The sequence below is a fragment of the Pseudomonas sp. B21-036 genome, assembly GCF_024748925.1.
In the GTDB taxonomy this organism is placed as follows: Bacteria; Pseudomonadota; Gammaproteobacteria; order Pseudomonadales; family Pseudomonadaceae; genus Aquipseudomonas; species Aquipseudomonas palmensis.
Genome location: NZ_CP087178.1, coordinates 5,601,769 through 5,628,082 on the forward strand (window position 1 = coordinate 5,601,769; position 26,314 = coordinate 5,628,082).

Genomic DNA, 26,314 nt, shown 5'->3' on the forward strand with positions numbered 1-26,314 from the left:
GCGCATGCACCGCGAGGGGGCGAAATGCGGACAACCGTGTTGGCCATATCGATCCCCTTTTGGCCGTTTGCGCCGTTCTGCCCGTGGGCGTACCTCTCGACAATGGGGCCACGCCAGTAAACCCGGAGAACAAAAAATGCTGACGATCTATTCCGATGACCATCGCCTGCACCACGGCCGCTGCGAGCTGATCGACGGGCAGTTGATGCCCTGCTTCGAAATGCCCTCGCGTGCCGACCATGTGCTCGAGCGGGTCAAGGCCCAGGGCCTGGGGCCCGTCGAAGGCCCTACCGATTTTGGCCGCGCACCGCTGCTGCGCGTGCACAGCGCCGACTACCTGGATTTCTTTCAGGGCGCCTGGCAGCGCTGGAGCGCACTGGGCCATGACGGCGACCTGCTGCCGTTCACCTGGCCGGCGCGCAGCCTGCGCCAGGTCAAACCCAGCGGCCTGCATGGCGAGCTGGGCTATTACAGCTTCGACGCCGGTGCACCGATCACCGCCGGCACCTGGCAGGCCGCCTACAGCTCGGCGCAGGTTGCCCTGACCGCACAGGCGGCGGTGCAGGCCGGTGCCCACAGCGCCTTCGCCCTGTGCCGGCCACCGGGGCATCATGCCGCCAGCGACGTGATGGGGGGCTACTGCTATCTGAACAACGCCGCGATCGCCGCCCAGGCCTTCATCGACCACGGTCGCCAGCGCGTGGCGATCCTGGATGTGGACTACCACCACGGCAACGGTACCCAGCAGATCTTCTACGCGCGCAACGACGTGCTGTTCGCCTCGATCCATGGCGACCCGCAGGCCGAATTCCCGTTCTTCCTCGGCTATGCCGACGAGCACGGCGAAGGCGACGGGCTGGGCTGCAACTTCAACTACCCGCTGCCGGCAGGCAGCGACTGGGCCACCTGGCGCGGCGCGCTGGACGAAGCCTGCGAACGCATCGGCGCGTATGACCCCGAAGTGCTGGTGATCTCGCTGGGCGTGGACACCTTCAAGGACGACCCGATCTCGCAATTCAAGCTCGACAGCCCCGACTACCTGGCCATGGGCGAGCGCATCGCGCAGTTGGGCAAGCCGACCCTGTTCATCATGGAAGGTGGCTATGCCGTGGCCGAAATCGGCGTCAACGCGGTCAACGTGCTCGAGGGCTTCGAGCGCGCCCGTCAAGGCTAGGCTCAGTCGGCCCAGGCACGTGCAAGGCGTGCCAGGGCCTGGGCAATCGCGGCCTCGTTCACGGCCGCGAACCCCAGCACCAGTCCGGCACGCTTATCCACAGGCAGCGGCGTGTCGGGCAACCAGTAATCACTCAGCGCATTGAGTTCGACACCCACCGCTGCGGCACGGGCGATCAGTTCCCGCTCGCGCGCCTGGCTGTGCACGTCGATCTTCAGGTGCAGGCCCGCCGCCACCTCCGGCAAGGCTCCCAGCCCCGCCACAGCCTTCGGCCAGCCGGCCAGCAGCGCATTGCGCCGGCTCAACGCCGCGCGGCGCATGCGCCGGATATGACGCTGGAAGTGCCCTTTGGCCATGAACTGCGCCATCACCGCCTGTGTGCCGACCTCGGAATGGCGCACCGCCAACGCCCGAAAGCGCGAGAATGCCTCCACCAGCCGGGCCGGCAGCACAAGGTAACCCAGACGCAGCGCCGGGAAGGCCACCTTGCCGAAGGTGCCGACATACAGCACCCGTCCGCTGCGGTCCAGGGCTGCCAGCGGGGCCAACGGCGCGCCGCTGTAGCGGTACTCGCCGTCGTAGTCGTCCTCGATGATCCAGCTGTCGTTGCGCTCGGCCCAGGCCAGCAGTTCCAGGCGCCGCGCCAGGCTCAGGGTGACGCCGGTGGGGTACTGATGCGCGGGGGTAACGTAGCTCAGGCGACAGTTGGGCAACTGGGCCAGGGCAGCGCACTGCAACCCGTCGAGATCCACCCCCACGCCATGCACCTTCGCGCCCGCCATGGCGAAGGCTTTGCCCGCCGCACGATAGCCGGGGTTTTCCACAGCCACACCGTCACCGGGCGCCAGCAGCAGCTGTGCACAAAGGCTGATTGCCTGCTGCGCACCACTGGTGATCACAATTTGTTCAGCCACGCAGGACAACCCACGGGAGCGACGCAGGTAGGTGGCAATCAGCTCGCGCAGCAGCGGTTCTCCGGCCGGGTCGCCGTAACCGAGTGACGCCGGGTCGGGATTTCGCCAGAAACCCGCCTGCAGCTTGGCCCACACCTCGAAGGGGAACAGGTCGAAGGCCGGTATGCCAACCTGAAAAGCCCGCGGCGCACGAGGCTCATGCACGGATAAATGATTGTTTTCCAGGCGCTCCAGCACGTCCGTGTGGATAACTTTACTGGATAAATCCTCAGTGCAATCACCCGTTTTTGTGGATAACCCTGTGGAAAAACCCAGGGATAACCCTGTGGACAGTTTTGTGGATAGTTTTGGCAGCTGACTGACGTAGGTACCATCGCCCACCCGGCTTTCGATATAGCCTTCGGCATACAGCTGGTCGTAGGCACGAACTACGCTGTTACGTGAGACGGCCAGCGCTGCGGCCATGTCGCGGGTGGCGGGAAGACGCGTGCCGCTACCCAGTCGCCCGTCCAGCACGCGCTGGCGCAGCGCCTGGTACAACTGGCGACTGAGCCCCTGACGACGGTCCAGCACGATGCCGGTGGGGTCGAAGGGCAAGGCAACGCTACGTTCGCTCATGAAATTGGACCTGCCAAATAAGCCGGAAATGGCTCTTACCATAAGCCAATAGCCTGCCTAGGATGGGGCCATTCGCCAACCCCTGTATCGCACACAAGGATCCTTCGATGTCTACCGTGACCCTGCGCCCCGTGACCGCCGATGACCACGCCGCCTGGCTGCCGCTGTGGCAGGCCTACCAGCGTTTCTATGAGACCCGCATCGATGAGGCGGTCAGTGCCGTGACCTGGCAGCGCATGCTCGACACCAGCGAGCCGACCAACGCTGCGCTGGCCTGGGTCGATGGCAAGGCGGTGGGCATGGTGCACTGGATCTACCACCGCTCCAACTGGACGGTGGAAAACGCCTGCTACCTGCAGGATCTGTATGTCGACGCCAACCAGCGCGGCAAGGGCGTGGGTCGCCAACTGATCGAGCTGGTGTACGACACGGCGCGCCAGGCCGGCTGCACCAAGGTGCACTGGCTGACCCATGAAACCAACGCCACCGGTATTTCGCTGTATGAACAGGTGGCCGAACGGCCGGGTTTCATCCAGTTCCGCAAAGCCCTGTAATCGGAGAAGCCACCATGAGCACACCGTTGAACTGGCGGCCGGCCAAGGCCCCGCAGCCTGTCCCGCTGGTCGGGCGCTTCATCCGCCTGGAAAAACTCGACCCGCGCCGCGACCGCGAGCACCTGTGGGCGGTGTTCCAGGGCCCCGAGGCCGACCAGACACTGTGGAAGTACCTGGCCTACGGACCATTCACCGAGCGCGAAGACTTCGACCACTGGCTAGACAGCAACGCCGCCAGCAGCGACCCGCTGTTCTACAGCGTGATCGACCTGGCCAGCGGGCAGACCCAGGGTATCCTCAGCCTGATGTCGATCGTGCCCGAGCAGGGCCGTATCGAGATCGGCCACATTGCCTTCGGCGCGGCCATGCAGCGCACGCCCAAGGGCACCGAGGCCATCTACCTGCTGGGCAAGCAGGCCTTCGCCCTGGGCAACCGGCGTCTGGAATGGAAGTGCAACAACGACAATGCCCGCTCCAAGCGCGCGGCCGAGCGTTTCGGGTTCACCTTCGAAGGGGTGTTTCGCAAGCACATGGTGACCAAGGACCACAACCGCGACACGGCCTGGTACTCCATCACCGATGACGAATGGCCGGCCATTGCCGCTGGTTTCGAACGCTGGCTGAGCGAGGACAACCAGCGCCCAGAGGGTCAGCTCAAGACGCTGGAAGCGTGCCGTACGGGTGCGTGAGGCCGGTACCCGGAGCGGGCGTATCCAACAGAAGATAAAAAAAGGGGAGCAATTCGCTCCCCAGAGGTTAACCGCTTGCAGATGAAGGCCTGAGTCAGCCTTCGATCTCGATCAGGATCTCGCCCGGGTTGACCCGGTCGCCCTTGGCCACGTGTATGGCTGCAACCTTGCCGGCGATGGCCGATTGCACCTCGGTTTCCATCTTCATCGCTTCGGTGATCAGCACCGCCTGGCCGGCCTTGACCGTGTCGCCCTGCTTGACCAGCACATCGACGATGTTGCCCGGCATGGTGGTGCTCACATGGCCCGGCTCGCTGGCCTGCTTGCGCTTGCTGCTGCCACCGCCGACGAACTCGTTGAGCGGCTCGAACACCACCTCTTCCGGCATGCCGTCAATGGACAGGTAGAAGTGGCGCTTGCCTTCGGCCTTGACGCCCACACCGGTGATATCCACGCGGTAGGTCTCGCCGTGCACGTCGATCACGAACTCGGTTGGTACGCCTTCGCCACCGGCCGAGGCCACCGCGCCGGCTTCCGGAATCGGCAGCAGCACTTCAGGGGTCAGGCTGCCGGCTTCACGCTCTTCAAGGAACTTGCGCCCGATGTCCGGGAACATAGCGAAGGTCAGCACGTCTTCTTCGGACTTGGCCAGGCTGCCGATGTCGGCACGCAGCTTGGTCATCTCGGGCTTGAGCAGGTCGGCGGGGCGCACGTCGATGACGTCTTCGCTGCCGATGGCCTGGCGACGCAGCTTCTCGTCGACCACCCCCGGTGCCTTGCCGTAGCCGCCCTGCAGGTACAGCTTCACCTCGTTGGTGATGGTCTTGTAGCGCTCGCCGGCCAGCACGTTGAAGAACGCCTGGGTGCCGACGATCTGCGAGGTGGGCGTGACCAGCGGCGGGAAGCCGAGGTCTTCACGCACCCGCGGGATCTCGGCCAGCACTTCGTTCATGCGGTTGAGCGCACCCTGCTCCTTGAGCTGGTTGGCCAGGTTGGAAATCATCCCGCCCGGTACCTGGTTGACCTGCACGCGGGTATCCACGGCGGTGAACTCGCTTTCGAACTGGTGGTACTTCTTGCGCACGGCATAGAAGTACAGGCCGATCTCCTGCAGCAGTTGCAGGTCCAGGCCGGTATCGAACTCGCTGCCCTTGAGCGCTGCAACCATCGATTCGGTGCCCGGGTGGCTGGTGCCCCAGGCGAAGCTGGAGATGGCGGTGTCGATATGGTCGGCACCGTTTTCGATGGCCTTGAGCTGGCACATTGCGGCCAGGCCGGCCGTGTCGTGGCTGTGGATGAACACCGGCAGCGACTGCTCGGCCTTGAGTGCCTTGACCAGCTCGCCGGTGGCGTAGGGGGTCAGCAGGCCGGCCATGTCCTTGATCGCGATGGAATCGCAGCCCATGGCTTCCATCTGCTTGGCCTGGGCCACGAACGCCTCGATGGTGTGCACCGGGCTGGTGGTGTAGGCGATGGTGCCCTGGGCATGCTTGCCGGCCGCCTTCACGGCCTCGATGGCCACGCGCAGGTTTCGCACGTCGTTCATGGCGTCGAAGATGCGGAACACATCGATGCCGTTGACTGCTGCCTTGGCCACGAAGGCCTTGACCACGTCATCGCTGTAGTGCCGGTAGCCAAGCAGGTTCTGGCCGCGCAGCAGCATCTGCAGACGGGTGTTGGGCAGTGCTGCGCGCAGCTTGCGCAGGCGCTCCCACGGGTCTTCCTTGAGGAAGCGCACGCAGGCGTCGAAGGTCGCGCCGCCCCACACTTCCAGCGACCAGTAGCCCACCTTGTCGAGCTTGTCACAGATCGGCAGCATGTCGTCGGTGCGCATGCGGGTGGCCAGCAGCGATTGGTGGGCGTCGCGCAGGATCGTGTCGGTTACGAAAATTTTCTTGGACATTGTAGGGTTCCTCACAGGCCTGCGTGGGCGGCGATGGCGGCGGCGATGGCCAGGGCCAGCTCTTCGGGTTTGCGCTTGATCGAGTAGTTGGTCAGTTCGGGGTGGCTTTCAACGAAGCTGGTGTTGAACTGGCCGCTACGGAATTCCGGGTTGCGCAGGATTTCCTGGTAGTACGCGGCGGTGGTCTTGACCCCCTGCAGGCGCATGTCGTCCAGGGCCCGCAGGCCGCGGTCCATGGCTTCTTCCCAGGTCAGCGCCCAGACCACCAGCTTCAGGCACATCGAGTCGTAGAACGGCGGGATGGTGTAGCCGGTGTAGATCGCCGTGTCGGTGCGTACGCCCGGGCCGCCGGGGGCGTAGTAGCGGGTGATCTTGCCGAAGCTGGGCAGAAAGTTGTTTTTCGGGTCTTCTGCATTGATCCGGAACTGCAGCGCGAAGCCGCGGTGCTGGATGTCTTCCTGCTTGACCGACAGCGGCAGGCCCGAGGCGATGCGGATCTGTTCGCGAACGATGTCGATACCGGTGATTTCCTCGGTGATGGTGTGCTCCACCTGCACCCGGGTGTTCATTTCCATGAAGTACACCTCGCCATCGGCGAGCAGGAACTCCACGGTACCGGCATTCTCGTAGCCCACGGCCTTGGCCGCGCGCACCGACAGGTCGCCGATGTAGGCGCGCTGTTCGGGGGTCAGCTGCGGGCTGGGGGCGATCTCGATGAGCTTCTGGTTGCGGCGCTGGATCGAGCAGTCGCGCTCGAACAGGTGCACCACGTTGCCGAAGCTGTCACCCAGGATCTGCGCCTCGATGTGCTTGGGGTTGACGATGCATTTTTCCAGGAACACCTCGGCCGAACCGAATGCCTTGGTGGCTTCGGAAATCACCCGCGGAAACGCCTGCTCGAGTTCTTCGCGGCTGTTGCAGCGACGAATGCCGCGCCCGCCGCCGCCGGAAGTGGCCTTGAGCATTACCGGGTAACCGATGCGGTCGCCCTCTTCCAGGGCTTCGTGGATGTCGGCCACGTTGCCTTCGGTGCCCGGGGTGACCGGTACGCCGGCCTTGATCATGCTGCGCCGCGCCTCGGTCTTGTCGCCCATGCGGCGAATGACTTCGGCGGCCGGGCCGATGAACTTGATCCCGCGTTCGGCGCAGATGTCCGCCAGCTCCGCGTTCTCCGACAGAAAACCATAGCCCGGGTGCAACGCATCGCAGCCGGTTTCCACTGCCAAGTTCACCAGCTTGCGCGGGTTGAGATAACCGGCCAGGGGTTCGGCACCGATGCTATGGGCCTCGTCCGCACGCTTTACGTGCAGGGCGTGACGGTCGGCGTCGGAATAGATCGCCACCGAGCGAATGCCCATCTCGGCGCAGGCACGCACGATGCGTACTGCGATTTCACCCCGGTTGGCGATCAGGATTTTTTTTATCACTGGAGTCTTCCCAAAGCCGTTGGTAACAAACGAACCGGCAGTACCGGTCGGCGCGTGACCAGACGTCGCTGGCCAGTCGTATAATCACCCTAGCGCCGAACGTGAATAAACAAAAATCAATATTTGTTAGGGGCAGCATTAGCAATTGCTTATAGTGCCGTAACAGGGTTTTGCCGAGGCGACGGGAAATATGCGTAAGTCATTGATGCGTATGACATTGCGTCAATTGCAGATCTTCAATGAAGTGTGTGATTTGCGTTCCTACAGCCGGGCCGCCGAGGAGATGTCGCTGACGCAACCCGCCGTTAGTCTACAGATCCGCCAGCTCGAAGAACTGGTGGGCCAGCCGCTGTTCGAATACGTCGGCAAGAAGCTCTACCTCACCGAGGCCGCCGAGGCGCTGCAGCGCGCCAGCCGGGACATCTTCGGACGCCTGGAGAGCCTCGACATGCAGCTGTCGGACATGCAGGGCTCGCTGCAGGGCCAGCTCAAGCTGGCGGTGGAATCGAGCGCCAAGTACTTCGTGCCGCACCTGTTCGCCGCCTTCAAGCGCCTGCACCCGGAGGTCAACCTGACCCTCACCGTGGTCAACCGCGCCCAGGCCATCCGGCGCCTGTCGGACAACCGCGACGACCTGATCATCATGTCGATGGTGCCGCAGGACATGGGCCTGGAGTTTTTGCCCTTCCTGAACAACCCGATCGTGGCCGTGGCCCCGCCCGATCACCCGCTGTGCACGCTCGACAGCCTGCGCCTGCAGGACCTGGAGCCGCATACGCTGCTGGTGCGCGAACAGGGTTCGGGCACGCGCAAGGCGTGCGAGGAGTACTTCAAGGAAAAGCGCGTGCACTTCACCCAGACCCTGGAAGTGGCATCGGCCGACGCCCAACGCGAATGCGTGATCGCAGGCCTTGGCATCGCCCTTTTGACCCGGCACGCACTGAACATGGAACTGGCCACCGGGGTGCTGCGCGAGCTGCCGGTAGAGGAGCTGCCGTTGTACCGCAGCTGGTGCGTGGTGCAGGCCAAGGCCAAGCGGCAGTCGCCGGTGGCCCTGGCCTTTGTTGCGTTCATCCGCAGCGAACGTGCGCAGATCAGCGCGCTTGTTGAGCGTTTCTCGGGGACGTTGCCGCTGACACCTGCCATACGCTGACAGCGTGCAGTTCGGGGTAGTCGGCGATGTCCTGCAGCAATTGGCGCTGCTCGGAATAGCTTTCGATCGCGCGGCGAAACTCCATGCGGCGCTGATCCTTTTCCTGCTGCTTGCGGGACTTGGCAGTAGGTTGGTGCGAGCCATCGAATTCACGAGCCATTGCGTGTCTCCCTGGTCGATTGCGGGGAGTTTTAGCGTGCCCGGGCGGGGTTACGGTTTGGCGGCGGGAGGGTTACAAAAGCATGAACAATCAGGCGTGGCATGCGGTGCTGCCCTTCGCCGGCAAGCCAGCGAAGGCGTCAGTGCGGACGGTGCAAGACGATCAGTCGTCCATCGCCTTGATCGACTTGGGCGACAGGCGCAGGCTGCGCAAGCTGCGCTTGACGCTCTTGAGGTGGTTGACCAGGCTCGGCCCGCGCGCCATGGCAACGCCCATGGCCAGCACGTCGATCACCACCAGGTGGGCGATACGCGAGGTCAGCGGGGTGTAGATTTCGGTGTCTTCATGCACGTCGATGGCCAGGTTGACCGTGGACAGTTCGGCCAGCGGGGTCTGGCTCGGGCACAGGGTGATCAGCGTCGCGCCGCTTTCACGCACCAGGTTGGCAGTGATCAGCAGGTCCTTGGAACGCCCTGACTGGGAAATGCAGATCGCTACATCACCCGGCTTGAGGGTGACCGCCGACATCGCCTGCATGTGCGGGTCGGAATACGCCGCTGCCGTCAGCAACAGGCGGAAGAACTTGTGCTGGGCATCGGCAGCCACCGCACCCGATGCACCAAACCCGTAGAATTCCACGCGCTGCGCCTGGGCCATGGCCGTCACGGCGCGCTGCAATGCCTGGGCATCGAGGTGCTCGCGCACTTCCATCAGGGTGTGCAGGGTGGTGTCGAAGATCTTCAGGCTGTAGTCGGCTACCGAATCGTCTTCATGAATCGCGAACTGACCGAAGCTCGCACCCGCCGCCAGGCTTTGCGCCAGCTTGAGCTTGAGGTCCTGGAAACCGGTGCAACCGATCGCCCGGCAGAAACGCACAATGGTCGGCTCGCTGATCCCGACGCTGTGCGCCAGATCAGCCATGGAGCTATGCATGACAGCCGCTGGATCGAGCAATACGTGATCGGCAACCTTCAGTTCCGATTTGCGTAGCAGATGGCGCGACTGGGCGATGTGTTGCAACAGATTCAAGGGCAGGACTCGGTTATGATCGGCTGACCGGGTTGTAGCTTTCTTGTAGTTATACTACATGACCGGCGACCCGCCCAGCTAAACGATCTTGGAGAGTGGTGGCATTGACTATCCCGTGCGACATTCTGGTGTTCGGCGGCACCGGCGACCTGGCCCTGAACAAACTGCTTCCAGCGCTCTACCACCTGTTTCGCGAAGGCCGTCTGCACAACGCCGTGCGGATCATCGCCCTGGCCCGCCGGCCCTTGCCACGGATTGAATTTCTCAAGCTGGTCGAACGCCGCTGCCGCGCCCAGATCGCGCCCCAGGACTTCAGCGACGAGGTGTGGCACCGCTTTTCCACGCGCCTGGACTACTTCTCCATGGACGCCATGCAGAGCGCCGATTTCGGCCGCCTCGCCCGCTTTCTGGGCGAGCCCGGCGGGCTGACGCGGGTGTACTACCTGGCCACCGCACCCAACCTGTTCGTGCCCATCGCCACCCACCTGCAGGTGGCCGGGCTGGTCGACAGCGAAGCGCGTATCGTGCTGGAAAAACCCATCGGCCACTCGCTGGAGTCCGCCACCACGATCAACAGCGCCATCGGCGCGGTATTCGCCGAATCCCAGGTGTTTCGCATCGACCACTACCTGGGCAAGGAGACGGTGCAGAACCTCATGGCATTGCGCTTTGCCAACGCGCTGCTGGAACCGGTGTGGCGCACCAACCAGGTGGACCACGTGCAGATCAGCGTGTGCGAAACCCTCGGCGTGGAAAACCGCGGCGGCTACTACGACCGTGCCGGCGCCACCCGCGACATGCTGCAGAACCACCTGCTGCAACTGCTCTGCCTGGTAGCCATGGAGCCACCTGCGCAGTTCGAGGCCGAGGCGGTGCGCGATGAAAAGGTCAAGATCCTCAAGGCCCTCAAACCCATCACCGGGCAGGACGTGCAGGACAAGACCGTGCGCGGCCAGTACAGCGCCGGCAAGATCGGCGGGCAGGAGGTTCCGGCCTACTACTTCGAGAAGGACGTGGACAACGACAGCGATACCGAAACCTTCGTCGCCGTCGAAGCCCACATCAACAACTGGCGCTGGGCCGGCGTGCCCTTCTACCTGCGTACCGGCAAGCGCATGGCCAAGCGCTCCTCGCAGATCGTCATCCAGTTCAAGCCGGTGCCCCATCGCCTGTTCGACGGCGACCAGGCCAACCAGTTGCTGATCCAGCTGCAGCCCGACGAGCGCATCAGCCTGCAGATGATGACCAAGGCACCGGGCAAGGGCATGCGCCTGGAGCCGGTGGAACTGAACCTGAACCTGGCCCAGGTGTTCGGCCAGGCACGACGCTGGGACGCCTACGAACGCCTGCTGCTGGATGTTCTGGACGGCGACTCGACCCTGTTCATGCGCCGCGACGAAGTGGAGGCCGCATGGGCCTGGATCGACCCGATCCTGACTGGCTGGCAGGAGCACTTCCAGGCCCCGCGCCCTTACCCGGCCGGCTCCAATGGCCCGGACCAGGCCCATAGCCTGCTGGCTCACCAGGGACGCGCCTGGCACGGTTGAAAGCTTTCCGGCTGCCGGGTGCAGCCGCGCTGTTCGATAGTGGGCACGCAACATCCCACCCACCATCGAATGGAGTACAAAGGAATGTCCCTGAAAGCAAAAGGCTGGATCGCGCAGAACGACAAGATGCCGGGCAACGCCAGGTTTCGAGTGTATGGCACCGTGGAAGTCGCCACCTCGGCCATCGTGCCGGTGCTGGTGAAACGCGCCATCCAGGACAAATCGCACGCCCTGGCGCTGGAACTGAAGCTGGAGAACGTGGACGCCCTGGCTGCCCAGGTGATCACCGAACGTGCGGTCTGTTTCGAAATGGACGGCGACCACAGCAACATCCCGAAAGTGGATATTTTCCACGACGGCAAACTGCTGGTGAGCCTGGAGGAGATCCTGGTCACTCACTGACCGGCAGGCTTCGACTTGTTACAACGCCAGGGCCCCGTTGATCGGGGCCCTGGCCGTGGGGCTACCAGCGCCGATCTTCACGCAGCAAGGCGGCCAGGCTGTCGGCCTCCACCGGCCGGCTGATCAGGTAGCCCTGCACCTCATCGCAGCCCTGCTCGCGCAGAAACGCCAGCTGCTCCTGGGTTTCCACCCCTTCGGCCACCACCTGCAGGCCCAGGCTGTGGGCCATGACAATGATCGCACGGGTGATTGCGGCGTCCTCGCTGCCTTCGTGCAGGCCACGGATGAAGGTCTGGTCGATCTTCACGTAATTCACCGGAAAACGCTTGAGGTAGCTGAGCGACGAATAGCCGGTGCCGAAATCGTCGATGGCCAGCTTGACCCCCAGTTCATGCAACTGATGAAAGGTCGCGATGATGTGCTCCACACTGTCGAGCAACTGGCTTTCGGTCAGCTCCAGCTCCAGCAGGTGCGGTGCCAGGCCGCTGTCTTCCAGCACCTGACGCACCAGGCTGACCAGCTTGCCCTGGCGCAACTGATACACCGACAGGTTCACCGACACGCGAATCGGCGCCAGCCCCTGCCGTTGCCATTCACAGGCCTGCCAGCACGCCTGGCGCAACACGAACTCGCCCATCGGCGCGATCAGCCCGGTCTCTTCGGCCAGGCCGATGAAGTCGCCCGGTGGCACCATGCCCACCTGCGGGTGATGCCAGCGCACCAGGGCCTCGGCAGCCTGCAGGCGGCCGCTGGCCAGGCACAGTTTGGGCTGGTAATAGACCTCCAGCTGGCGTTCTTCGATGGCCTTGCGCAGCTGGTTCTCCAGTTGCAGGCGCTCCAGAGTGCTGGCCTGCAGGCTCTCGGTGTAGAACTGGAACCCGTCACCGCCGAGGTGCTTGGCGTGCTGCATGGCCATGTTGGCCTGGCTCACCAGGGTGCTGACATCCAGGCTGGCATCGGGCAGCAGACTGACCCCCACTGAAGCGCTGATCACCAGCTCGTGCCCGTCGACACGCAGCGGCACGCGTAGCTTGTCCAGCAGGCGCGTCGCTACCCGCACCAGGCTGGACAGGTGTGAATAGCCGTCGAACAGCACCACGAACTCGTCACCGGACAGACGCGCCACGGTATCGGCCTCGGGCACTGCGTTGCCGATGCGCTGGGCCATGGTCTTGAGCAGCCGGTCGGCCAGTTCGTGGCCCAGGCTGTCGTTGAGCAGCTTGAAGCGGTCCAGGTCGATGTGCAGCAGCGCCAGGCTGCGACCGCTGCCACGCAGGCGCTGGCCGGCTTCATGCAGACGCAGGCGGAACAACGCGCGGTTGGCCAGGCCGGTCAGTTCGTCGTAGTGCGCCAGGTACCGCAGGCGCTCTTCGGACTCGCGGCGTGCCGACAGGTCGGTGAAGAAACCCACGATGGTGCCGACCTGGCCACGCGCATCCGTCACGCCGGTCAGTTGCAGCCACTGCGGGTAGAGTTCCCCGCTCTTGCGCGCCTCAACCAGCTCGCCTTCCCAGCGCCCCTGCTGCGCCAGGGCCTGGTCGATGGCACCGTAGTGCCGGCGCGCGTCGCGGCTGCATGGCAGCTCCAGCGCATTGCGCCCCAGCAGTTCTTCGCGCACGTAGCCGGTCATGTGGCAGAACGCCTGGTTGGCGGCCAGTACGGCATAGTCCGGCCCCATGATCGCGATGCCTTCGCTGGCCGCTTCGAATACGGTTGCGGCCAGGCGTTGCTGTTCCTGCTGGGCCTTGCGCGCGCTCACGTCGCGCCGGGTGCCGAGCATGCGCACCACCCGCCCGGCGGCATCGCGCTCCACCGCGCGGCCGCGGTCCTCGATCCAGCACCAGTGGCCCTGGGCGTGGCGGAAGCGGTACTCGATACGGTAATCGTCGGTGCGCCCCTTGAGGTGGTCGACCAGGGCGCGCTTGAGCGCCGGCACGTCATCCGGGTGCAGGCGCGGCTTGAGGTGCGCCTGCACCGCCCGCACCTGCTCCGGGTTCAGGCCGAACAGCTCGTGCAATTGGGTGTGATGCACCTCGTCGGTTTCCAGATTCCAGTCCCACAGCCCCAGCTCACTGGCTTCCAGCGCCAGGGCCAGGCGCTGCTCGCTCTTGCTCAGGGCCTGGTTGGCGCGGTCCAGCTCCTGGCTGCGCTGCGCCACCCTCGATTCCAGCCCGGCCTGGGCCTGACGCAGTTGCTCCTCGATCAGCCGACGCTGCTCGACCTCGGTCGCCAGGGCCTTGTTGAGCCGCTCGCTGCGCGCCTGCGCGGCCTGCAGGTGCTCGATCAGCGCCTGGTTCTGAAAGCGGCGCAACAGGCCCCCCTCGATCAGCCGATTGACCTGCCAGGCCACCACCATCAACGCGCCGAGCAGGATCAGCCCCAGCCAGCCCCAGCCTTGCTGCTGCTCGTCACCGCGCCAGAACAGGAACGCGATCGGCGGCAGCAGGCAGGGCAAGGTGAAACTCAGGAACGCCGGCAGGCTGACCGCGTAGGCCACACTCGCCGACAGGGTCGCGGCCCCCAGCAAGCCGAAGACCCAGGCTTGTTGCACGAAGTTATCCACAGGCACCAGGGCAATCGCCGCGCTGGCCAGGGTCAGGCCGCTGAAGGCCGAACCGAGCAGGAACATGCGCCACCAGGTCGGTTGCACCTGTCGATCGGGCATCGCCGCGTCGAAGGCCGCCACCTGAATGACCCGCAGCGCTACCAGCGCCATCAACCAGACGATCCACACACTGACCAGCAGGTAGCGCTGCGGGCTCCACAGCAGCCAGGCACACACCAGGCCGTTGAGCAGCATGAACAGGGTGGGCAGCAACGAGCCCTGGTACAACAGACGGGTACGCTCGACGGCCAGTTGCGTGGCGAACTGTTTGCGAATACCGCGGCGCGCTTCCAGCGGCACGCTGACGGAGGCAGATGCGAAGGTCATAGGCAATGTTCTTGTAATGGTGAGCCTCGAACGAGCACGGAGCATACACAAGCAGGCGCCTGGGCCAAACTGCTCTGGGTCATAAATTGTGCGTGGCAATTATGGAACCTGGTTTCAGTGCCGAGCCCTCAAGCACGCGGGCCAAGGGGCGCGACCGATGAGCGGGCGGCGCCTTGGGCGATCTTTTTCCACCATGGGTTTGCCCCCGGCTCGCTTGCGCCCCTAAAATGGCCGGATGCGCGATGACCTCTCCCTCCTGTTGAACTCCCTCAACGACGCCCAACGCCAGGCCGTAGCGGCCCCGCTTGGTCGCCAGTTGGTTCTGGCCGGTGCCGGCTCCGGTAAGACCCGAGTGCTGGTGCACCGTATCGCCTGGTTGATCCAGGTCGAGCAGGCCTCACCCCATTCGGTGCTGTCGGTGACCTTCACCAACAAGGCCGCCGCCGAGATGCGCCAGCGCATCGAGCAGTTGATGGGCATCAACCCGGCCGGCATGTGGGTGGGTACCTTCCACGGCCTGGCGCACCGCCTGTTGCGTGCCCACTGGCAGGAAGCGGGGCTGAACCAGAACTTCCAGATCCTCGACAGCGACGACCAGCAACGCCTGGTCAAGCGGGTGATCCGCGAGCTGGGCCTGGACGAACAGCGCTGGCCGGTACGCCAGGCGCAGTGGTTCATCAACGGGCAGAAGGACGAAGGGCTGCGCCCGCAGCACATCCAGGCCAGCGGCGACCTGTTCCTGGGCACCATGCGCAGCATCTACGAGGCCTACGAGGCAGCCTGCCAGCGCGCCGGCGTGATCGACTTCTCCGAACTGCTGCTGCGCGCGCTGGACCTGTGGCGCGACAACCCGGGCCTGCTGCAGCACTACCAGCGGCGCTTCCGCCACCTGCTGGTGGACGAGTTCCAGGACACCAACGCCGTGCAGTACGCCTGGTTGCGCCTGCTGGCCCAGGGCGGTGACAGCCTGATGGTGGTGGGCGACGACGACCAGTCCATCTATGGCTGGCGCGGCGCCAAGATCGAGAACATCCACCAGTACAGTGCCGACTTCCCCGACACCCAGATGATCCGCCTGGAGCAGAACTACCGCTCCACCGCCGGCATCCTCAAGGCGGCCAACGCCCTGATCGCCAACAACAGTGATCGCCTGGGCAAGGAGCTGTGGACCGACGGCGGCGACGGCGAACCGCTGAGCCTGTACGCCGCCTTCAACGAACACGACGAAGCGCGCTATGTGGTCGAGACCATCGAGAGCGCGCTCAAGACCGGCATGGCGCGCAGCGACATCGCCATCCTGTACCGCTCCAACGCCCAGTCGCGGGTGCTCGAGGAAGCCCTGCTGCGCGAGCGCATCCCGTACCGCATCTATGGTGGTCAGCGCTTCTTCGAGCGCGCCGAGATCAAGAACGCCATGGCCTACCTGCGCCTGCTTGAAGGGCGTGGCAATGACGCGGCGCTGGAGCGGGTGATCAACGTGCCGCCGCGCGGCATCGGCGAGAAGACCGTGGAGGCAATTCGCGAACACGCCCGTCACGCCCAGGTATCGATGTGGGAGTCGATGAGCCTGCTGATCGCCAACAAGGGCCTCAAGGGCCGTGCCGCCAGCGCCCTGGCCGCGTTCATCGAGCTGATCGAGAACCTCTCGGCCAAGGTCATGGACATGCCGTTGCACCTGATGACCCAGACCGTGATCGAGCAGTCCGGGCTGATCATCTATCACCAGGAAGAAAAGGGTGAAAAGGGCCAGGCACGGGTAGAAAACCTTGAAGAACTGGTCAGCGCCGCGCGCAACTTCGAAAGCGCCGAGGAAGACGCCGAGCTGTCGCCGCTGGCTGCGTTCCTGGGCCACGCCTCCCTCGAGGCCGGCGATGCCCAGGCCGAGGAACACGAAGACAGCATCCAGCTGATGACCCTGCACAGCGCCAAGGGCCTGGAGTTCCCCCACGTGTTCCTGGTGGGCATGGAAGAGGGCCTGTTCCCGCACAAGATGAGCCTGGAAGAGCCCGGCCGCCTGGAAGAGGAACGCCGTCTGGCCTATGTGGGCATTACCCGCGCCATGCAGCAGCTGGTGATGACCTACGCCGAGACCCGCCGCCTGTACGGCAGCGAAACCTATAACAAGGTGTCGCGATTCGTGCGTGAGATCCCTGCGGGGCTGGTGCAGGAAGTGCGCTTGTCCAACAGCGTCAGCCGGCCGTTCGGCTCGGGTCAGAAACAGAATTCGAGCAGCCTGTTCGGTGCGGCGAACATCCCCGAAACCGCCTTCAACCTCGGCCAGCGCGTGCAGCACGCGGTGTTTGGCGAGGGCGTGATCCTCAATTTCGAGGGCGCCGGTGCCCAGGCGCGGGTGCAGGTGAACTTTGCCGAAGGCAGCAAGTGGCTGATGCTTGGCTACGCCAAGCTGGAGCCGTTGTAACACCCTCCGCCGGCAAGGCCGTCCCCTGTGGGAGCCGGCCTTGCCGGCGAAGGTGTCGGCCAATTCCTACACGCACTTGATAAACATCCCACAGCGCTAAGCAAAAGATAGAAACATTATGGCGCTAGTCATGTGTCCTACAACCTGTGCACCATGGCGCGCGTGCACTCCACAAAACGGGAATACCCTTCTATGCAACGTTTTCTTAGCATCGCCTTGGCGCTGTGCATCGGCCTTACGCTGAGCCTCGACGCCAACGCCAAGCGCTTCGGCGGCGGCAAGAGCTCGGGCGCCGCGCCGACCCACCAGACGCGCCAGGCCGCTCCGGCCACGCCGGCCGCCACGCCAAATGCGGCAGGCCGTCCACCGGCAGCCGCCAGCGGTGCTTCGCGCTGGCTCGGCCCTCTGGCCGGCCTCGCCGCCGGTGGCCTGCTGGCCTCTATGTTCATGGGCGACGGCTTCCAGGGCATGCAGATCTTCGACATCCTGATCATGGCGGTCATCGCCTTCCTGATCTTCCGTTTCATTGCCGCCCGTCGCCGCAAGCAACAGCCGCAGATGGCCGCTGCCGGTCACGCGCCGTTCCAGCGTGAAGTTCACGAGCAACCGGCTCAGCCGTCGATCTTCGGTGGTTCCGCTGCACCTGCCGCGGCCCGCCCGGTGATCAACGCACCAGCCTGGTTCAATGAAGAGAGCTTCCTGGCCGCTGCACGCAACCACTTCCAGACCCTGCAGCAGCACTGGGACGCCAACGAGATCGACAAGATCGCCGAGTTCGTTACCCCGCAGATGCTGCAGTTCCTGAAAAAGGAACGTGCCGAGCTGGGTGAAGGCTTCCAGTCCACCTACATCGACGACCTGAACGTGCAGCTGGAAGGCGTGGATGACCGTGCCGACCGCACCATCGCCACCCTGACCTTCAGCGGTGTGTCGAAAACCTCGCGTTTCGACCAGGGCGAAGTGTTCAGCGAAAGCTGGAACATGGAACGTGCCCAGGGCGAAAACCAGCCTTGGCTGGTCGCAGGGATCCGCCAGAACGGCTGATCTTGAGGCATTGCACAAAAAACCCCGGGCTTGCCCGGGGTTTTGCTTTTAGCGTAGCGTCCTACTAGGGTATAACGCGCAGCGTGTCGTCAAGGTAAGAGGATTGAACCCGTGGAAGAAATCATCGAGCAACTGCGTGAAGCCAACGAACCGGTACCCGTACCGCTTGAGTTGCCCGACGAAGACCTGCTGGTCGAGATTGAAGAACAGCTGTTCATCGATATCCCGTTCGTCTTCAGGGAGTTCCTGTTGACCGTCAGCGATGTGGTGTACGGCAGCCTGGAGCCGGTGACCGTTACCGACCCGCAATCGCATACCTACCTGCCTGACGTGGCGGCCAATGCCTGGGATGCCGGCGTGGACCGTTCGCTGATTCCGATCTGCCAGGATGGTGACGATTACTACTGCGTCGAGGAAGACGGCACCGTGGTGCTGTGGTCGGCCGAAGAAGAGCTGGTGACCGAAGAAACCTGGGAATCGGTATGGCACTGGGCGCGCGACGTGTGGCTGGAAAGCTGATCCGTCAGTTTGTCGGACAAAAATGATGGCTCTGAGCTATCAATCTTCGTAGAATCGCCGCGCCTTCCTGTGCGCGGCGGTGTTGCTACCGCTCCATCCCCTCGGATATACGACCCGCGCGCACAGGAATGCACCTTCACATGCCGGGGCCCTGTCGATGTACTCCAGACTGTTCACACTGCTCGCCCTGCTGCTGGCGAGCGGCTGCCAGGCGCCGCTGACACAGTTGCAGACCCTCAGCCAGGCCCATGGCCATCGTGTCGAGATCCAGCCTACCCAGCCCTTCCCGCTGGCGCTGAGCGTTCCGCTCAAGGCGCCAGGCGCCCTGCGCCTGCGTGTCTATCTGGAAGGTGACGGACGCGCCTGGGCCACCTCCAGCCAACCCAGCCTTGACCCCAGCCCGCGCAACCTGTTGCTGGCGCGACTGGCCCTTGAAGACCCACAGCCCAGCCTGTACCTGGCGCGCCCTTGCCAGTTCGTCAGTGCGCCTGGCTGCCGCGCAGCGATGTGGACCGACCAGCGCTTTGGCAAGGCAGTGCTCGATAGCCTGGACCAAGCCCTGAGCGGCATCAAGCAACGCTATGGCAACCAGGACTTCGAGCTGATCGGCTATTCCGGCGGGGGTGCGCTGGCCTTGCTGCTGGCCGCCCGGCGAAGCGACGTTACCCAGGTACAGACCCTGGCCGGCAACCTCAGCCCGCGGTACTGGGCACAGACCCTGCAACTGACGCCGCTGGCGGGCTCACTGGAGCCGCTGGACTATCGCCAGCGCCTGCGCGACCTGCCGCAGCGCCACCTTCTCGGGCTGCAGGACCGCAGCGTGCCGGCCTCGCTGTTCGAGCACTACCGCGTGGAACTAGGCAGTGCCCGCTGCATGCAGCAGGTTGCGCTGCCCGGTGTGAGCCACGCCGAAGGCTGGACACAGGCCTGGGCCCAATGGCGGGACCAGCCGCTGCGCTGCAAACCCTAGGGGTGATGTTCCTTCTGATTGTCGAGGGTTTCGAGCAGTGCGATCTGCATGCGCGTGTGCACCCGGATGAACCAGCGCCACAGCAACGCCACCACACCGGCCGCCACCACCGCGATCAGCAACAGCAGCTCGCTGGTGGGCAGGATGCTCGCCGACAACGCCGACAGAAGCAGAAAGATCACCAGCAGCGACAGCAGCGGGATCACCTCGGCGATCACCCGGCGCACGCGCTGGGTATGGCGCCCGGCCATTTCCGGCTTGACCCCCATTTCGGCCAGCAGCATCGACAGCGCCTTGAGCTTGCGATACGCGGCAATCAGGAACGGCAATGACAGCAGCAACGCCGCGCCCCAGATCAGCGCTTTCTGCTGGGCCAGGTCGGGCAACCATTCGCTCAGGTACTCGCCGATGCGTGCCGCGAAGTAACCTCCACTGAAGAAGATCGCCACCACCAGCGCCAGGTTGACCCCCACCTGCAGCAGGATGCGCCGGATCATCGCCGCCACCATCGCGCCCTCGCCTTGCGGCTGGATGCTGCGCAGCCATTCGCCGTACAGCGACAGCACCCGCGACAGGCGCTTGGGCACCACACTGGCAAGCTTGAGCGACAGCGGGTCGGCGGCGCGAATCAGGTAGGGCGTGAGCAAGGTGGTAATGGCCGACACCGCCACCGCCACCGGGTAAAGGAAGTCGCTGGTGACCTGCAGGGTCATGCCCAGCGCAGCAATGATGAAGGAGAATTCGCCGATCTGCGAAAGCCCCATGCCCACCCGCAACGAGGTGCGACCGTCGTTGCCGGCGATGAAGGCGCCCATGCCGCACGAGAGCATCTTGCCCAGGACCACCGCCACAGTGATGACCACGATCGGCCAGATGTACTCGATGAGCACGCTCAGGTCGATCATCAGGCCGATGGCGACGAAGAAGATGGCACTGAACAGGTCGCGAACCGGCTCGATCAACTGCTCGATCTTCAGCAACTGGCGCGATTCGGCCATGATCGCCCCGATCAGGAACGCGCCCAGCACCATGCTGTATTCGAGCTTGACCACCAGCAGGCAGAAGCCGAAGCACAGGCCCAGAACGGTAATCAGCAGCATCTCGTTGCTTTCGAACCTGGCCACGTAGGCCAGTACCCGCGGTACCAGCAGTATGCCGATGACCAGCGCCACGATCATGAACAGCGAGAGCTTGCCGACGGTGGAGAACACCTCGCCGGAACTGACCGCGCCGCTGACCGCAATGCCCGACAGCAGGGCAATGATGCCGATACCGAGGATGTCCTCGACGATCAGCACACCGAAGATCAGCTGGGCGAAGCGCTCGTTCTTCATCTTCAGGTCGTTGAGCGCCTTGACGATGATGGTGGTGGAAGAAATTGCCAGGATTGCGCCCAGGAACAGCGAGTCCATGGTGTTCCAGCCGAACCAGCGGCCGATCTCGAAGCCGATCCAGATCATCAGCACGATTTCGAGGAAGGCCGCAATGAACGCCGTGGCCCCCACCTTGAACAGCTTGCGCAGGCTGAACTCCAGCCCCAGGCAGAACATCAGGAAGATCACCCCGAGTTCGGCCAGCGTCTTGATCGTGTCTTCGTCGTGGATGAGGCCGAATGGCGGGGTGTGCGGGCCGATGATGAAGCCGGCGACGATATAGCCGAGTACCACCGGCTGCTTGAAACGGTGAAACAGGATGGTGACCACACCGGCAACCAGCATGATCACCGCCAGATCCTGAATAAAGCTGATGGCATGCACGGCGTGGAGCTCCTTACTTCGAACCGAAGAACAAGCCCGCCGCTCGATGACATGCCTGTCGTGGAGCGGCGGGGGAATTAGTCTGTCAAATGACGCCAGGCACCACATTGCATGGGCTTGGTCAGGTTAACACCGGCGCCTGCGACGAAAAGGCAGTGTAATATCAAGAAACAGATAGACCGGTAACACGCCACAGATGGCACGAACGGCGTGACGGCAACGGCGCTGTCAGCGTCCCGTTTTCATGGGATTCGAAATTGGGGAAAAGAAGCGTGACAACCACTCGCCACCCCGCCTCAGCGCAACCTTACCGTGAGCACACTATGGAACCTGGAAACGCCCAGCTGTCGATGACCGTCCTGATGACCCCGGACATGGCCAACTTTTCTGGCAACGTACACGGCGGCACCCTGCTCAAGTACCTCGATGAAGTCGCCTATGCCTGCGCCAGCCGCTACGCGGGCCGTTATGTGGTGACGTTGTCGGTGGATCAGGTGGTCTTTCGCGAGCCGGTACACGTGGGCGAACTGGTGACCTTCCTGGCGTCGGTGAACTACACCGGCAACACCTCGATGGAGGTCGGGATCAAGGTCGTCACCGAAAATATCCGCGAGCGCTCGGTGCGCCACAGCAACAGCTGCTTCTTCACCATGGTCGCGGTGGACGACGATCGCAAGCCGGTCGCCGTGCCTCCACGCCAGCCAGAGACCAGCGAGGAAAAGCGCCGCTTCGTGCAAGGCAAGCAGCGCCGCCTGATTCGCCAGGAACTCGAAAAGCGCTACCAGGAACTCAAGGGCGACGCCTTCTAGAGCGACAGTCGCCGCGCCTCGAAGCGCACCCGCGGGTGCATGATGCGGTCCTGAGCACGCACCAGCTCCAGCTCGTAGCTGGTGCAAGCCTGGGTTTCCAGCAGCACCTCGTGCACGGCCGCGGCAGTGAATTCGAAAGCCGCCACCCAGCTGTCACCCAGCAGCACCCGCGCCAGGAACAGGCCGGAGGTCAGGTCGCCGACCCCCACCGGCTGCCGCGCAAACGCCAGCAGCGGTCGTTGCAGGTGCCAACTGCCTTCGGCAGTCACCAGCAGCATCTCGAAGTCTTCGGCCTTGCGTCCCGGGTATGCCAGGTGCTTGACCAGCACAGCCTTGGGCCCGCGGGCGAGCAGGCTGCGCGCCATGGCCACGCAGTCCTCCAGCGACTCGGCCCGACGCCCGCAGAAGCTGTCGAGCTCCAACTGATTGGGGCACAGCACATCCGCCACCGCAACCGCTTCCTCGAGCAGGAAGTCACTGACCTCGGCGGGTACGATGCAGCCTTTTTCCGGATGCCCCATGACGGGGTCGCACAGGTACAGGGCGTTCGGGTTGACCGCCTTGATCCGCGCCACCCCAGTAAGAATCGCACGGCCCTGGGCGGCGCTGCCGAGGTAGCCGGAAAGCACCGCATCACAGTTGCCCAGCTCGCCGATCGTCGCAATCCCGTCCACCAGCGCCGGAATTTGCTCTGGCGCAAGCACTTCGCCGGTCCACTGGCCATACTGAGTATGGTTGGAGAACTGAACGGTGTTCAGCGGCCAGACATTGACCCCGACCCGTTGCATCGGAAACACCGCGGCGCTGTTGCCGGCGTGGCCGAATACCACGTGTGACTGGATGGCGAGCAGATGCGGTGTACGTTTCATGCAGGGCTTCCAAACGATCGAATGAAAAACAAGGCGCGCAGTATGGCGCCAAATGCCACCTGTACGACAGACCGGGGTGGCAGTTAAGCTGAGCCTATCTGGTTGGAGCGAACGTAGATGTTAACCCTCGAAAACCTTCTGGTGCTGATGCTGCTGGCCACCGCAGGCGCCTGGCTGTGGCATAACCACGGCCTGCGCGAAAAGGCACTGGAACGGGTCAAGCAGCATTGCGCCAAGCTCGACCTGGAACTGCTGGATGGCAACGTGGCGCTCAAGCGCATCGGTTTTGTGCGCGATGCCAACGGGCGCAAGCGCCTGGCCCGTGTGTACAACTTCGAATTCACGGTGACGGGCGAACATCGTCACCCCGGTACGGTGACGCAGTTTGGCGCGCATACGATGCAGATCGAACTGGCACCCTACCCGTTCGAGATCAAGCCGCCGGTGCAGGGCGGCAACGTGATCGAGATGAACCAGTGGCGCCAGGAGCACAATCGCTGGCGCCAGTGACGTTCCCTTCGTCTACCGGGGCCAGCCTTGCCTGCAAAAAGGCCGGCCCTGTCTTCAGGGAATCCGGCATTCCTGCATCCCCTGCTCCAAGGCCGCCACTGCCTGCGGCTGTGCAAAAATCAGCTCGATACGCGAGTCGCGCCGCCACTCGCTGGCCTGCCAGTGCAGCGCCTGCCCCTCCAGCGCATTGGCCGACTGCCAACCCTCCGGGCTGTGGATAACCAGTTTGGCCCTGCGCCACCCAAGGCCTGCAAGCCATTGCTGCAAACGCTGCGGGTGCAACTGCTGGCTCGGGTGCCAGCGCCAGCCAATGCTCCAGCCCTGCTCCAGCTGTTGATAAAGACAGATCGGCGTCAGCGGGTTTATCCACAGCGGCGTCGGCAACGGCCTGGCCTCCGGCAACTTGAAGTTATCCACCGGCAACGGATGCACACCAACGCCCGGCAGGCTGTTCAGCGCAATCTGCCCATGGTCCGTCCAAAGCTGGGGTACATCAGGCAACCCCTGGCTTATCCACAGGCGCGTGGCGGCCGCCAAGCCTTCAGATTTGTTGAGCACCAGCAGCCCCGCACCGTGCAGTGCCTGCGCCTGCGGCTGGGGTAATACCTGGCCTGCCGCCAATGCCTGGGCGTCCAGTACCAGCACCGACGGCTGAACCGCCAGCACGCCTTGCCAGGGTGCCTCGCCCAGCTGGGCCAGCAACTGGGCAGGATGACCCAGGCCCGAAGGCTCGATGAACAGTCGATGAGGTCGGGCCTTGCGCAACAAGCGCCCCAGGCCCACCTGGAACGGTGCGCCATTCACGCAGCACAGGCATCCGCCGGCCACTTCGCCCATCGCCACGCCATCATCGTCGGTGGCGAGCAAGGCGGCATCCAGGCCGATCTGGCCGAACTCGTTGATCAGCACCGCCCACCGCTCGTGGGCCGGGCGCTGGGCCAGCAGGTGCCGGATCAGGCTGGTCTTGCCGGCGCCCAGGGGGCCGCCGATCAGGTGGGTGGGTATGTTCTGCAGCATGCGCATCGATTCGTCAGGAAGGATACGCACTATGCTGCGCGCTCAGGCCATCCAGTCAAGCGTCAGCATAAGGCGGCGCTGCCCCGCAGGTACCGCCGGCGAACGGTGCACCAGCCCCTGCCCCTCATTGCCCAGCCACCTCTCGCCCTTGAGCACGGCCACATCACCGGTCGACAACTGCTCCACCTGCACCGCATCGGGCGCCGTCAGCCATTCACTGCCGGGGCCCGCATAGGTACAGATCAGCCGCGCCGGCACGTGGTCGACGTGAAAACGCGGGCACATTGCGCCCTCCAGTGCGCGCAGGCGCAGCCCCACCCGACGCGCGTCGAGCAGGCAGGCGTAGGCGCCCACCAGCCAGCGCACATCGCAGATGAACCCCTCATACCCCTGCAGATCGGCATACGCTGCCGCCAACCCGCGCAGGGCGGGTGCGTCGTCATCTGGCTGCAACTCCAGGGTCAGGGACTCGGCCAGCGGCTGCCCAAGGGACAACAGCACCTGGGCAAAATCGGCCACATGCACCGGCAACTGGCGCTGCCACACGGCCAGATTGACGCCATCCTGCAGCACCTCGGTCAGCACCTGGGGCGATTCGCCGACTGTTTGCCGGGCGCTGCCACGGCGTTTCAGGGCCAGCATCAGGCCGCCTCTTCGTCGTGCCAGTCGCCAAACGGGTCGGGCAGGCGTTGCCAGCCCTCGGCGCCCAATGCCATTTCTTCATCGCTCAGCAGGCAGGCGCCCAGCTCGGCATCCAGTTGCGCAAAGTCGATGTGCTGCCCGATGAACACCAGCTCCTGTCGGCAATCGCCGCATTCGGCCGTCCAGTGCTTGAGGATCGCCGCCGTGTCCTGCGGGTCCTGGGGCCATTGCCCGCGTGGTACGAAACGCCACCAGCGACCGGCAAAGCCGTGGCGCATCATGCCGCCGGCCTGGGACCAGCTGCCGGCTTCCTGGTGCTTGCTGGCCAGCCAGAAAAAGCCCTTGGAACGCAACAGGCGGCCGTTGCTCCAGGGCCTGTGGATAAAGTCGAAAAAACGCTGTGGGTGCAAGGGGCGGCGGGCCTGCCAGGTGGTGGCGGCAATGCCGTACTCCTGGGTTTCCGGCACATGCGTACCGCGCAGTTCCTGCAGCCAGCCCGGCGCCTGGGCAGCACGCTCGAAGTCGAACAGGCCGGTATCGAGAATCTGCGCCAATGGCACCTGCCCCATCACCATCGGCACGATCTGGGCGTGGGCATTGAGCGAGCGCAGAATGGCGCAGAGTTCTTCGCGCTCATCGCTGCCGATCAGGTCGATCTTGCTCAACAGGATCACATCGGCGAACTCGACCTGCTCGATCAGCAGGTCGCTGATGGAACGTTCATCGCCCTCGCCCAGGGTCTCGCCGCGCGAAGCCAGGCTATCGGCGGCCTGGTAGTCACCCAGGAAATTCAGCCCGTCTACCACCGTGACCATGGTGTCCAGCCGCGCCTGGTCGGCCAGGCTGCGGCCTTGTTCATCACGGAAGGTAAAGGTTTCGGCTACCGGTAGCGGCTCGGATATGCCGGTGGACTCGATCAACAGGTAATCGAAACGCCCCTCGCGGGCAAGCCGCGCGACCTCTTCGAGCAGATCTTCGCGCAGGGTGCAGCAGATGCAGCCATTGCTCATCTCGACCAGTTTTTCTTCTGCACGATTGAGGCTGACGTTGCGCTGCACTTCGCTGGCGTCGATATTGATTTCACTCATGTCGTTGACGATCACCGCCACCCGCAGGTTGTCGCGGTTACGCAGCACATGGTTGAGCAGGGTGCTCTTGCCGGCACCTAGAAAGCCGGACAGCACGGTAACGGGGAGACGGTCGGTCATGTCGCAAATACCTCATCAGGGCGTCGGAGCATTCGAAGGATGCCTTTT

At 64.1% G+C, this 26,314-nt stretch carries 23 protein-coding genes; 12 read left to right on the forward strand and 11 right to left on the reverse strand.

The window, feature by feature from the left end; all coding sequences use genetic code 11:
• Positions 1-136: 136 nt before the first annotated feature.
• The gene (locus LOY33_RS25610; RefSeq protein ID WP_043861530.1) at positions 137-1,174 is read left to right on the forward strand and encodes a histone deacetylase family protein; all 1,038 of its coding nucleotides are present in this window, start codon (positions 137-139) and stop codon (positions 1,172-1,174) included.
• A gap of 2 nt (positions 1,175-1,176) precedes the next feature.
• Here LOY33_RS25610 and LOY33_RS25615 read toward each other — a convergent pair whose 3' ends face one another.
• Positions 1,177-2,706 carry a PLP-dependent aminotransferase family protein gene (locus tag LOY33_RS25615; protein WP_229589181.1) on the reverse strand — a complete coding sequence of 510 codons (1,530 nt, stop codon included), beginning with the start codon at positions 2,704-2,706 and terminating at the stop codon, positions 1,177-1,179.
• 107 nt (positions 2,707-2,813) lie between these two features.
• On the opposite strand from LOY33_RS25615, the gene LOY33_RS25620 reads away from it, so the two are divergent.
• Together LOY33_RS25620 and LOY33_RS25625 are read left to right on the forward strand one after the other, a co-directional pair.
• Positions 2,814-3,260 (forward strand): GNAT family N-acetyltransferase, encoded by a 447-nt coding sequence (locus LOY33_RS25620; RefSeq protein ID WP_043861529.1) that lies wholly within the window; start codon positions 2,814-2,816, stop codon positions 3,258-3,260.
• 14 nt (positions 3,261-3,274) lie between these two features.
• Positions 3,275-3,949, forward strand: coding sequence for a GNAT family N-acetyltransferase (locus tag LOY33_RS25625; RefSeq protein ID WP_054916454.1), 675 nt, complete (start codon positions 3,275-3,277; stop codon positions 3,947-3,949).
• Positions 3,950-4,043: 94 nt separating this feature from the next.
• On the opposite strand, the gene oadA is transcribed toward LOY33_RS25625, so the two are convergent.
• Positions 4,044-5,852 carry a sodium-extruding oxaloacetate decarboxylase subunit alpha gene (gene oadA, locus LOY33_RS25630; RefSeq protein WP_043861527.1) on the reverse strand — a complete coding sequence of 603 codons (1,809 nt, stop codon included), beginning with the start codon at positions 5,850-5,852 and terminating at the stop codon, positions 4,044-4,046.
• A gap of 11 nt (positions 5,853-5,863) precedes the next feature.
• On the reverse strand, positions 5,864-7,279 hold the full coding sequence (locus LOY33_RS25635; protein ID WP_043861526.1) for an acetyl-CoA carboxylase biotin carboxylase subunit: 1,416 nt from the start codon (positions 7,277-7,279) through the stop codon (positions 5,864-5,866).
• Between the two features lie 205 nt (positions 7,280-7,484).
• On the opposite strand from LOY33_RS25635, the gene LOY33_RS25640 reads away from it, so the two are divergent.
• Positions 7,485-8,432 (forward strand): LysR family transcriptional regulator, encoded by a 948-nt coding sequence (locus LOY33_RS25640; protein ID WP_162484870.1) that lies wholly within the window; start codon positions 7,485-7,487, stop codon positions 8,430-8,432.
• Here LOY33_RS25640 and LOY33_RS25645 read toward each other — a convergent pair.
• Positions 8,374-8,592 (reverse strand): PA3496 family putative envelope integrity protein, encoded by a 219-nt coding sequence (locus LOY33_RS25645; RefSeq protein WP_078481432.1) that lies wholly within the window; start codon positions 8,590-8,592, stop codon positions 8,374-8,376. The two genes, LOY33_RS25640 and LOY33_RS25645, sit on opposite strands and share 59 nt — an antisense overlap.
• 162 nt (positions 8,593-8,754) lie before the next feature.
• Positions 8,755-9,621 carry a transcriptional regulator HexR gene (hexR, locus tag LOY33_RS25650; protein ID WP_043861524.1) on the reverse strand — a complete coding sequence of 289 codons (867 nt, stop codon included), beginning with the start codon at positions 9,619-9,621 and terminating at the stop codon, positions 8,755-8,757.
• A gap of 104 nt (positions 9,622-9,725) precedes the next feature.
• Here hexR and zwf point away from each other — a divergent pair, with 104 nt between their 5' ends.
• Together zwf and LOY33_RS25660 are read left to right on the forward strand one after the other, a co-directional pair.
• Positions 9,726-11,168 carry a glucose-6-phosphate dehydrogenase gene (gene zwf / locus LOY33_RS25655; RefSeq protein ID WP_043861580.1) on the forward strand — a complete coding sequence of 481 codons (1,443 nt, stop codon included), beginning with the start codon at positions 9,726-9,728 and terminating at the stop codon, positions 11,166-11,168.
• Positions 11,169-11,252: 84 nt separating this feature from the next.
• The gene (locus tag LOY33_RS25660; RefSeq protein ID WP_054916453.1) at positions 11,253-11,570 is read left to right on the forward strand and encodes a hypothetical protein; all 318 of its coding nucleotides are present in this window, start codon (positions 11,253-11,255) and stop codon (positions 11,568-11,570) included.
• Between the two features lie 61 nt (positions 11,571-11,631).
• Here LOY33_RS25660 and LOY33_RS25665 read toward each other — a convergent pair whose 3' ends face one another.
• Positions 11,632-14,502, reverse strand: a complete 2,871-nt coding sequence (locus LOY33_RS25665; RefSeq protein ID WP_043861522.1) for an EAL domain-containing protein — start codon at positions 14,500-14,502, stop codon at positions 11,632-11,634.
• 235 nt (positions 14,503-14,737) lie between these two features.
• On the opposite strand from LOY33_RS25665, the gene uvrD reads away from it, so the two are divergent.
• The 4 genes from uvrD (at position 14,738) to LOY33_RS25685 (ending at position 19,454) form a co-directional block, all read left to right on the forward strand.
• On the forward strand, positions 14,738-16,921 hold the full coding sequence (uvrD, locus tag LOY33_RS25670) for a DNA helicase II (protein ID WP_054916451.1): 2,184 nt from the start codon (positions 14,738-14,740) through the stop codon (positions 16,919-16,921).
• Positions 16,922-17,113: 192 nt separating this feature from the next.
• Entirely contained in the window at positions 17,114-17,965 is an 852-nt protein-coding gene (locus LOY33_RS25675; RefSeq protein WP_043861520.1) for a Tim44 domain-containing protein, read from the forward strand.
• 111 nt (positions 17,966-18,076) lie between these two features.
• Entirely contained in the window at positions 18,077-18,484 is a 408-nt protein-coding gene (locus tag LOY33_RS25680; protein WP_014720555.1) for an SMI1/KNR4 family protein, read from the forward strand.
• Between the two features lie 157 nt (positions 18,485-18,641).
• Positions 18,642-19,454, forward strand: coding sequence for an alpha/beta hydrolase (locus LOY33_RS25685; protein ID WP_258660533.1), 813 nt, complete (start codon positions 18,642-18,644; stop codon positions 19,452-19,454).
• Here the strand turns inward: LOY33_RS25685 and LOY33_RS25690 are convergent.
• Positions 19,451-21,211 (reverse strand): cation:proton antiporter, encoded by a 1,761-nt coding sequence (locus LOY33_RS25690; protein ID WP_054916449.1) that lies wholly within the window; start codon positions 21,209-21,211, stop codon positions 19,451-19,453. The two genes, LOY33_RS25685 and LOY33_RS25690, sit on opposite strands and share 4 nt — an antisense overlap.
• Before the next feature lie 323 nt (positions 21,212-21,534).
• On the opposite strand from LOY33_RS25690, the gene LOY33_RS25695 reads away from it, so the two are divergent.
• Entirely contained in the window at positions 21,535-22,020 is a 486-nt protein-coding gene (locus LOY33_RS25695) for an acyl-CoA thioesterase (protein WP_043861517.1), read from the forward strand.
• On the opposite strand, the gene pdxY is transcribed toward LOY33_RS25695, so the two are convergent.
• Positions 22,017-22,889: a pyridoxal kinase PdxY gene (gene pdxY / locus LOY33_RS25700; RefSeq protein WP_258660541.1), complete on the reverse strand. Its 873-nt coding sequence runs from the start codon at positions 22,887-22,889 to the stop codon at positions 22,017-22,019. The two genes, LOY33_RS25695 and pdxY, sit on opposite strands and share 4 nt — an antisense overlap.
• Before the next feature lie 117 nt (positions 22,890-23,006).
• Between pdxY and LOY33_RS25705 the strand changes: the two genes are divergently transcribed.
• Complete coding sequence (locus tag LOY33_RS25705) at positions 23,007-23,399, forward strand: DUF3301 domain-containing protein (RefSeq protein ID WP_043861515.1); 393 nt, start codon at positions 23,007-23,009, stop codon at positions 23,397-23,399.
• Between the two features lie 54 nt (positions 23,400-23,453).
• Here LOY33_RS25705 and LOY33_RS25710 read toward each other — a convergent pair whose 3' ends face one another.
• From LOY33_RS25710 to zigA, 3 genes are read right to left on the reverse strand one after another with little or no spacing between them, the layout of a single operon-like run.
• On the reverse strand, positions 23,454-24,416 hold the full coding sequence (locus LOY33_RS25710) for a GTP-binding protein (RefSeq protein WP_258660544.1): 963 nt from the start codon (positions 24,414-24,416) through the stop codon (positions 23,454-23,456).
• 42 nt (positions 24,417-24,458) lie between these two features.
• Positions 24,459-25,058, reverse strand: a complete 600-nt coding sequence (locus LOY33_RS25715; protein ID WP_043861514.1) for a DUF1826 domain-containing protein — start codon at positions 25,056-25,058, stop codon at positions 24,459-24,461.
• Positions 25,058-26,266 carry a zinc metallochaperone GTPase ZigA gene (gene zigA / locus LOY33_RS25720; RefSeq protein WP_054916447.1) on the reverse strand — a complete coding sequence of 403 codons (1,209 nt, stop codon included), beginning with the start codon at positions 26,264-26,266 and terminating at the stop codon, positions 25,058-25,060. The genes LOY33_RS25715 and zigA overlap by 1 nt, the downstream gene beginning before the upstream one ends.
• Between the last annotated feature and the right edge of the window lie 48 nt (positions 26,267-26,314).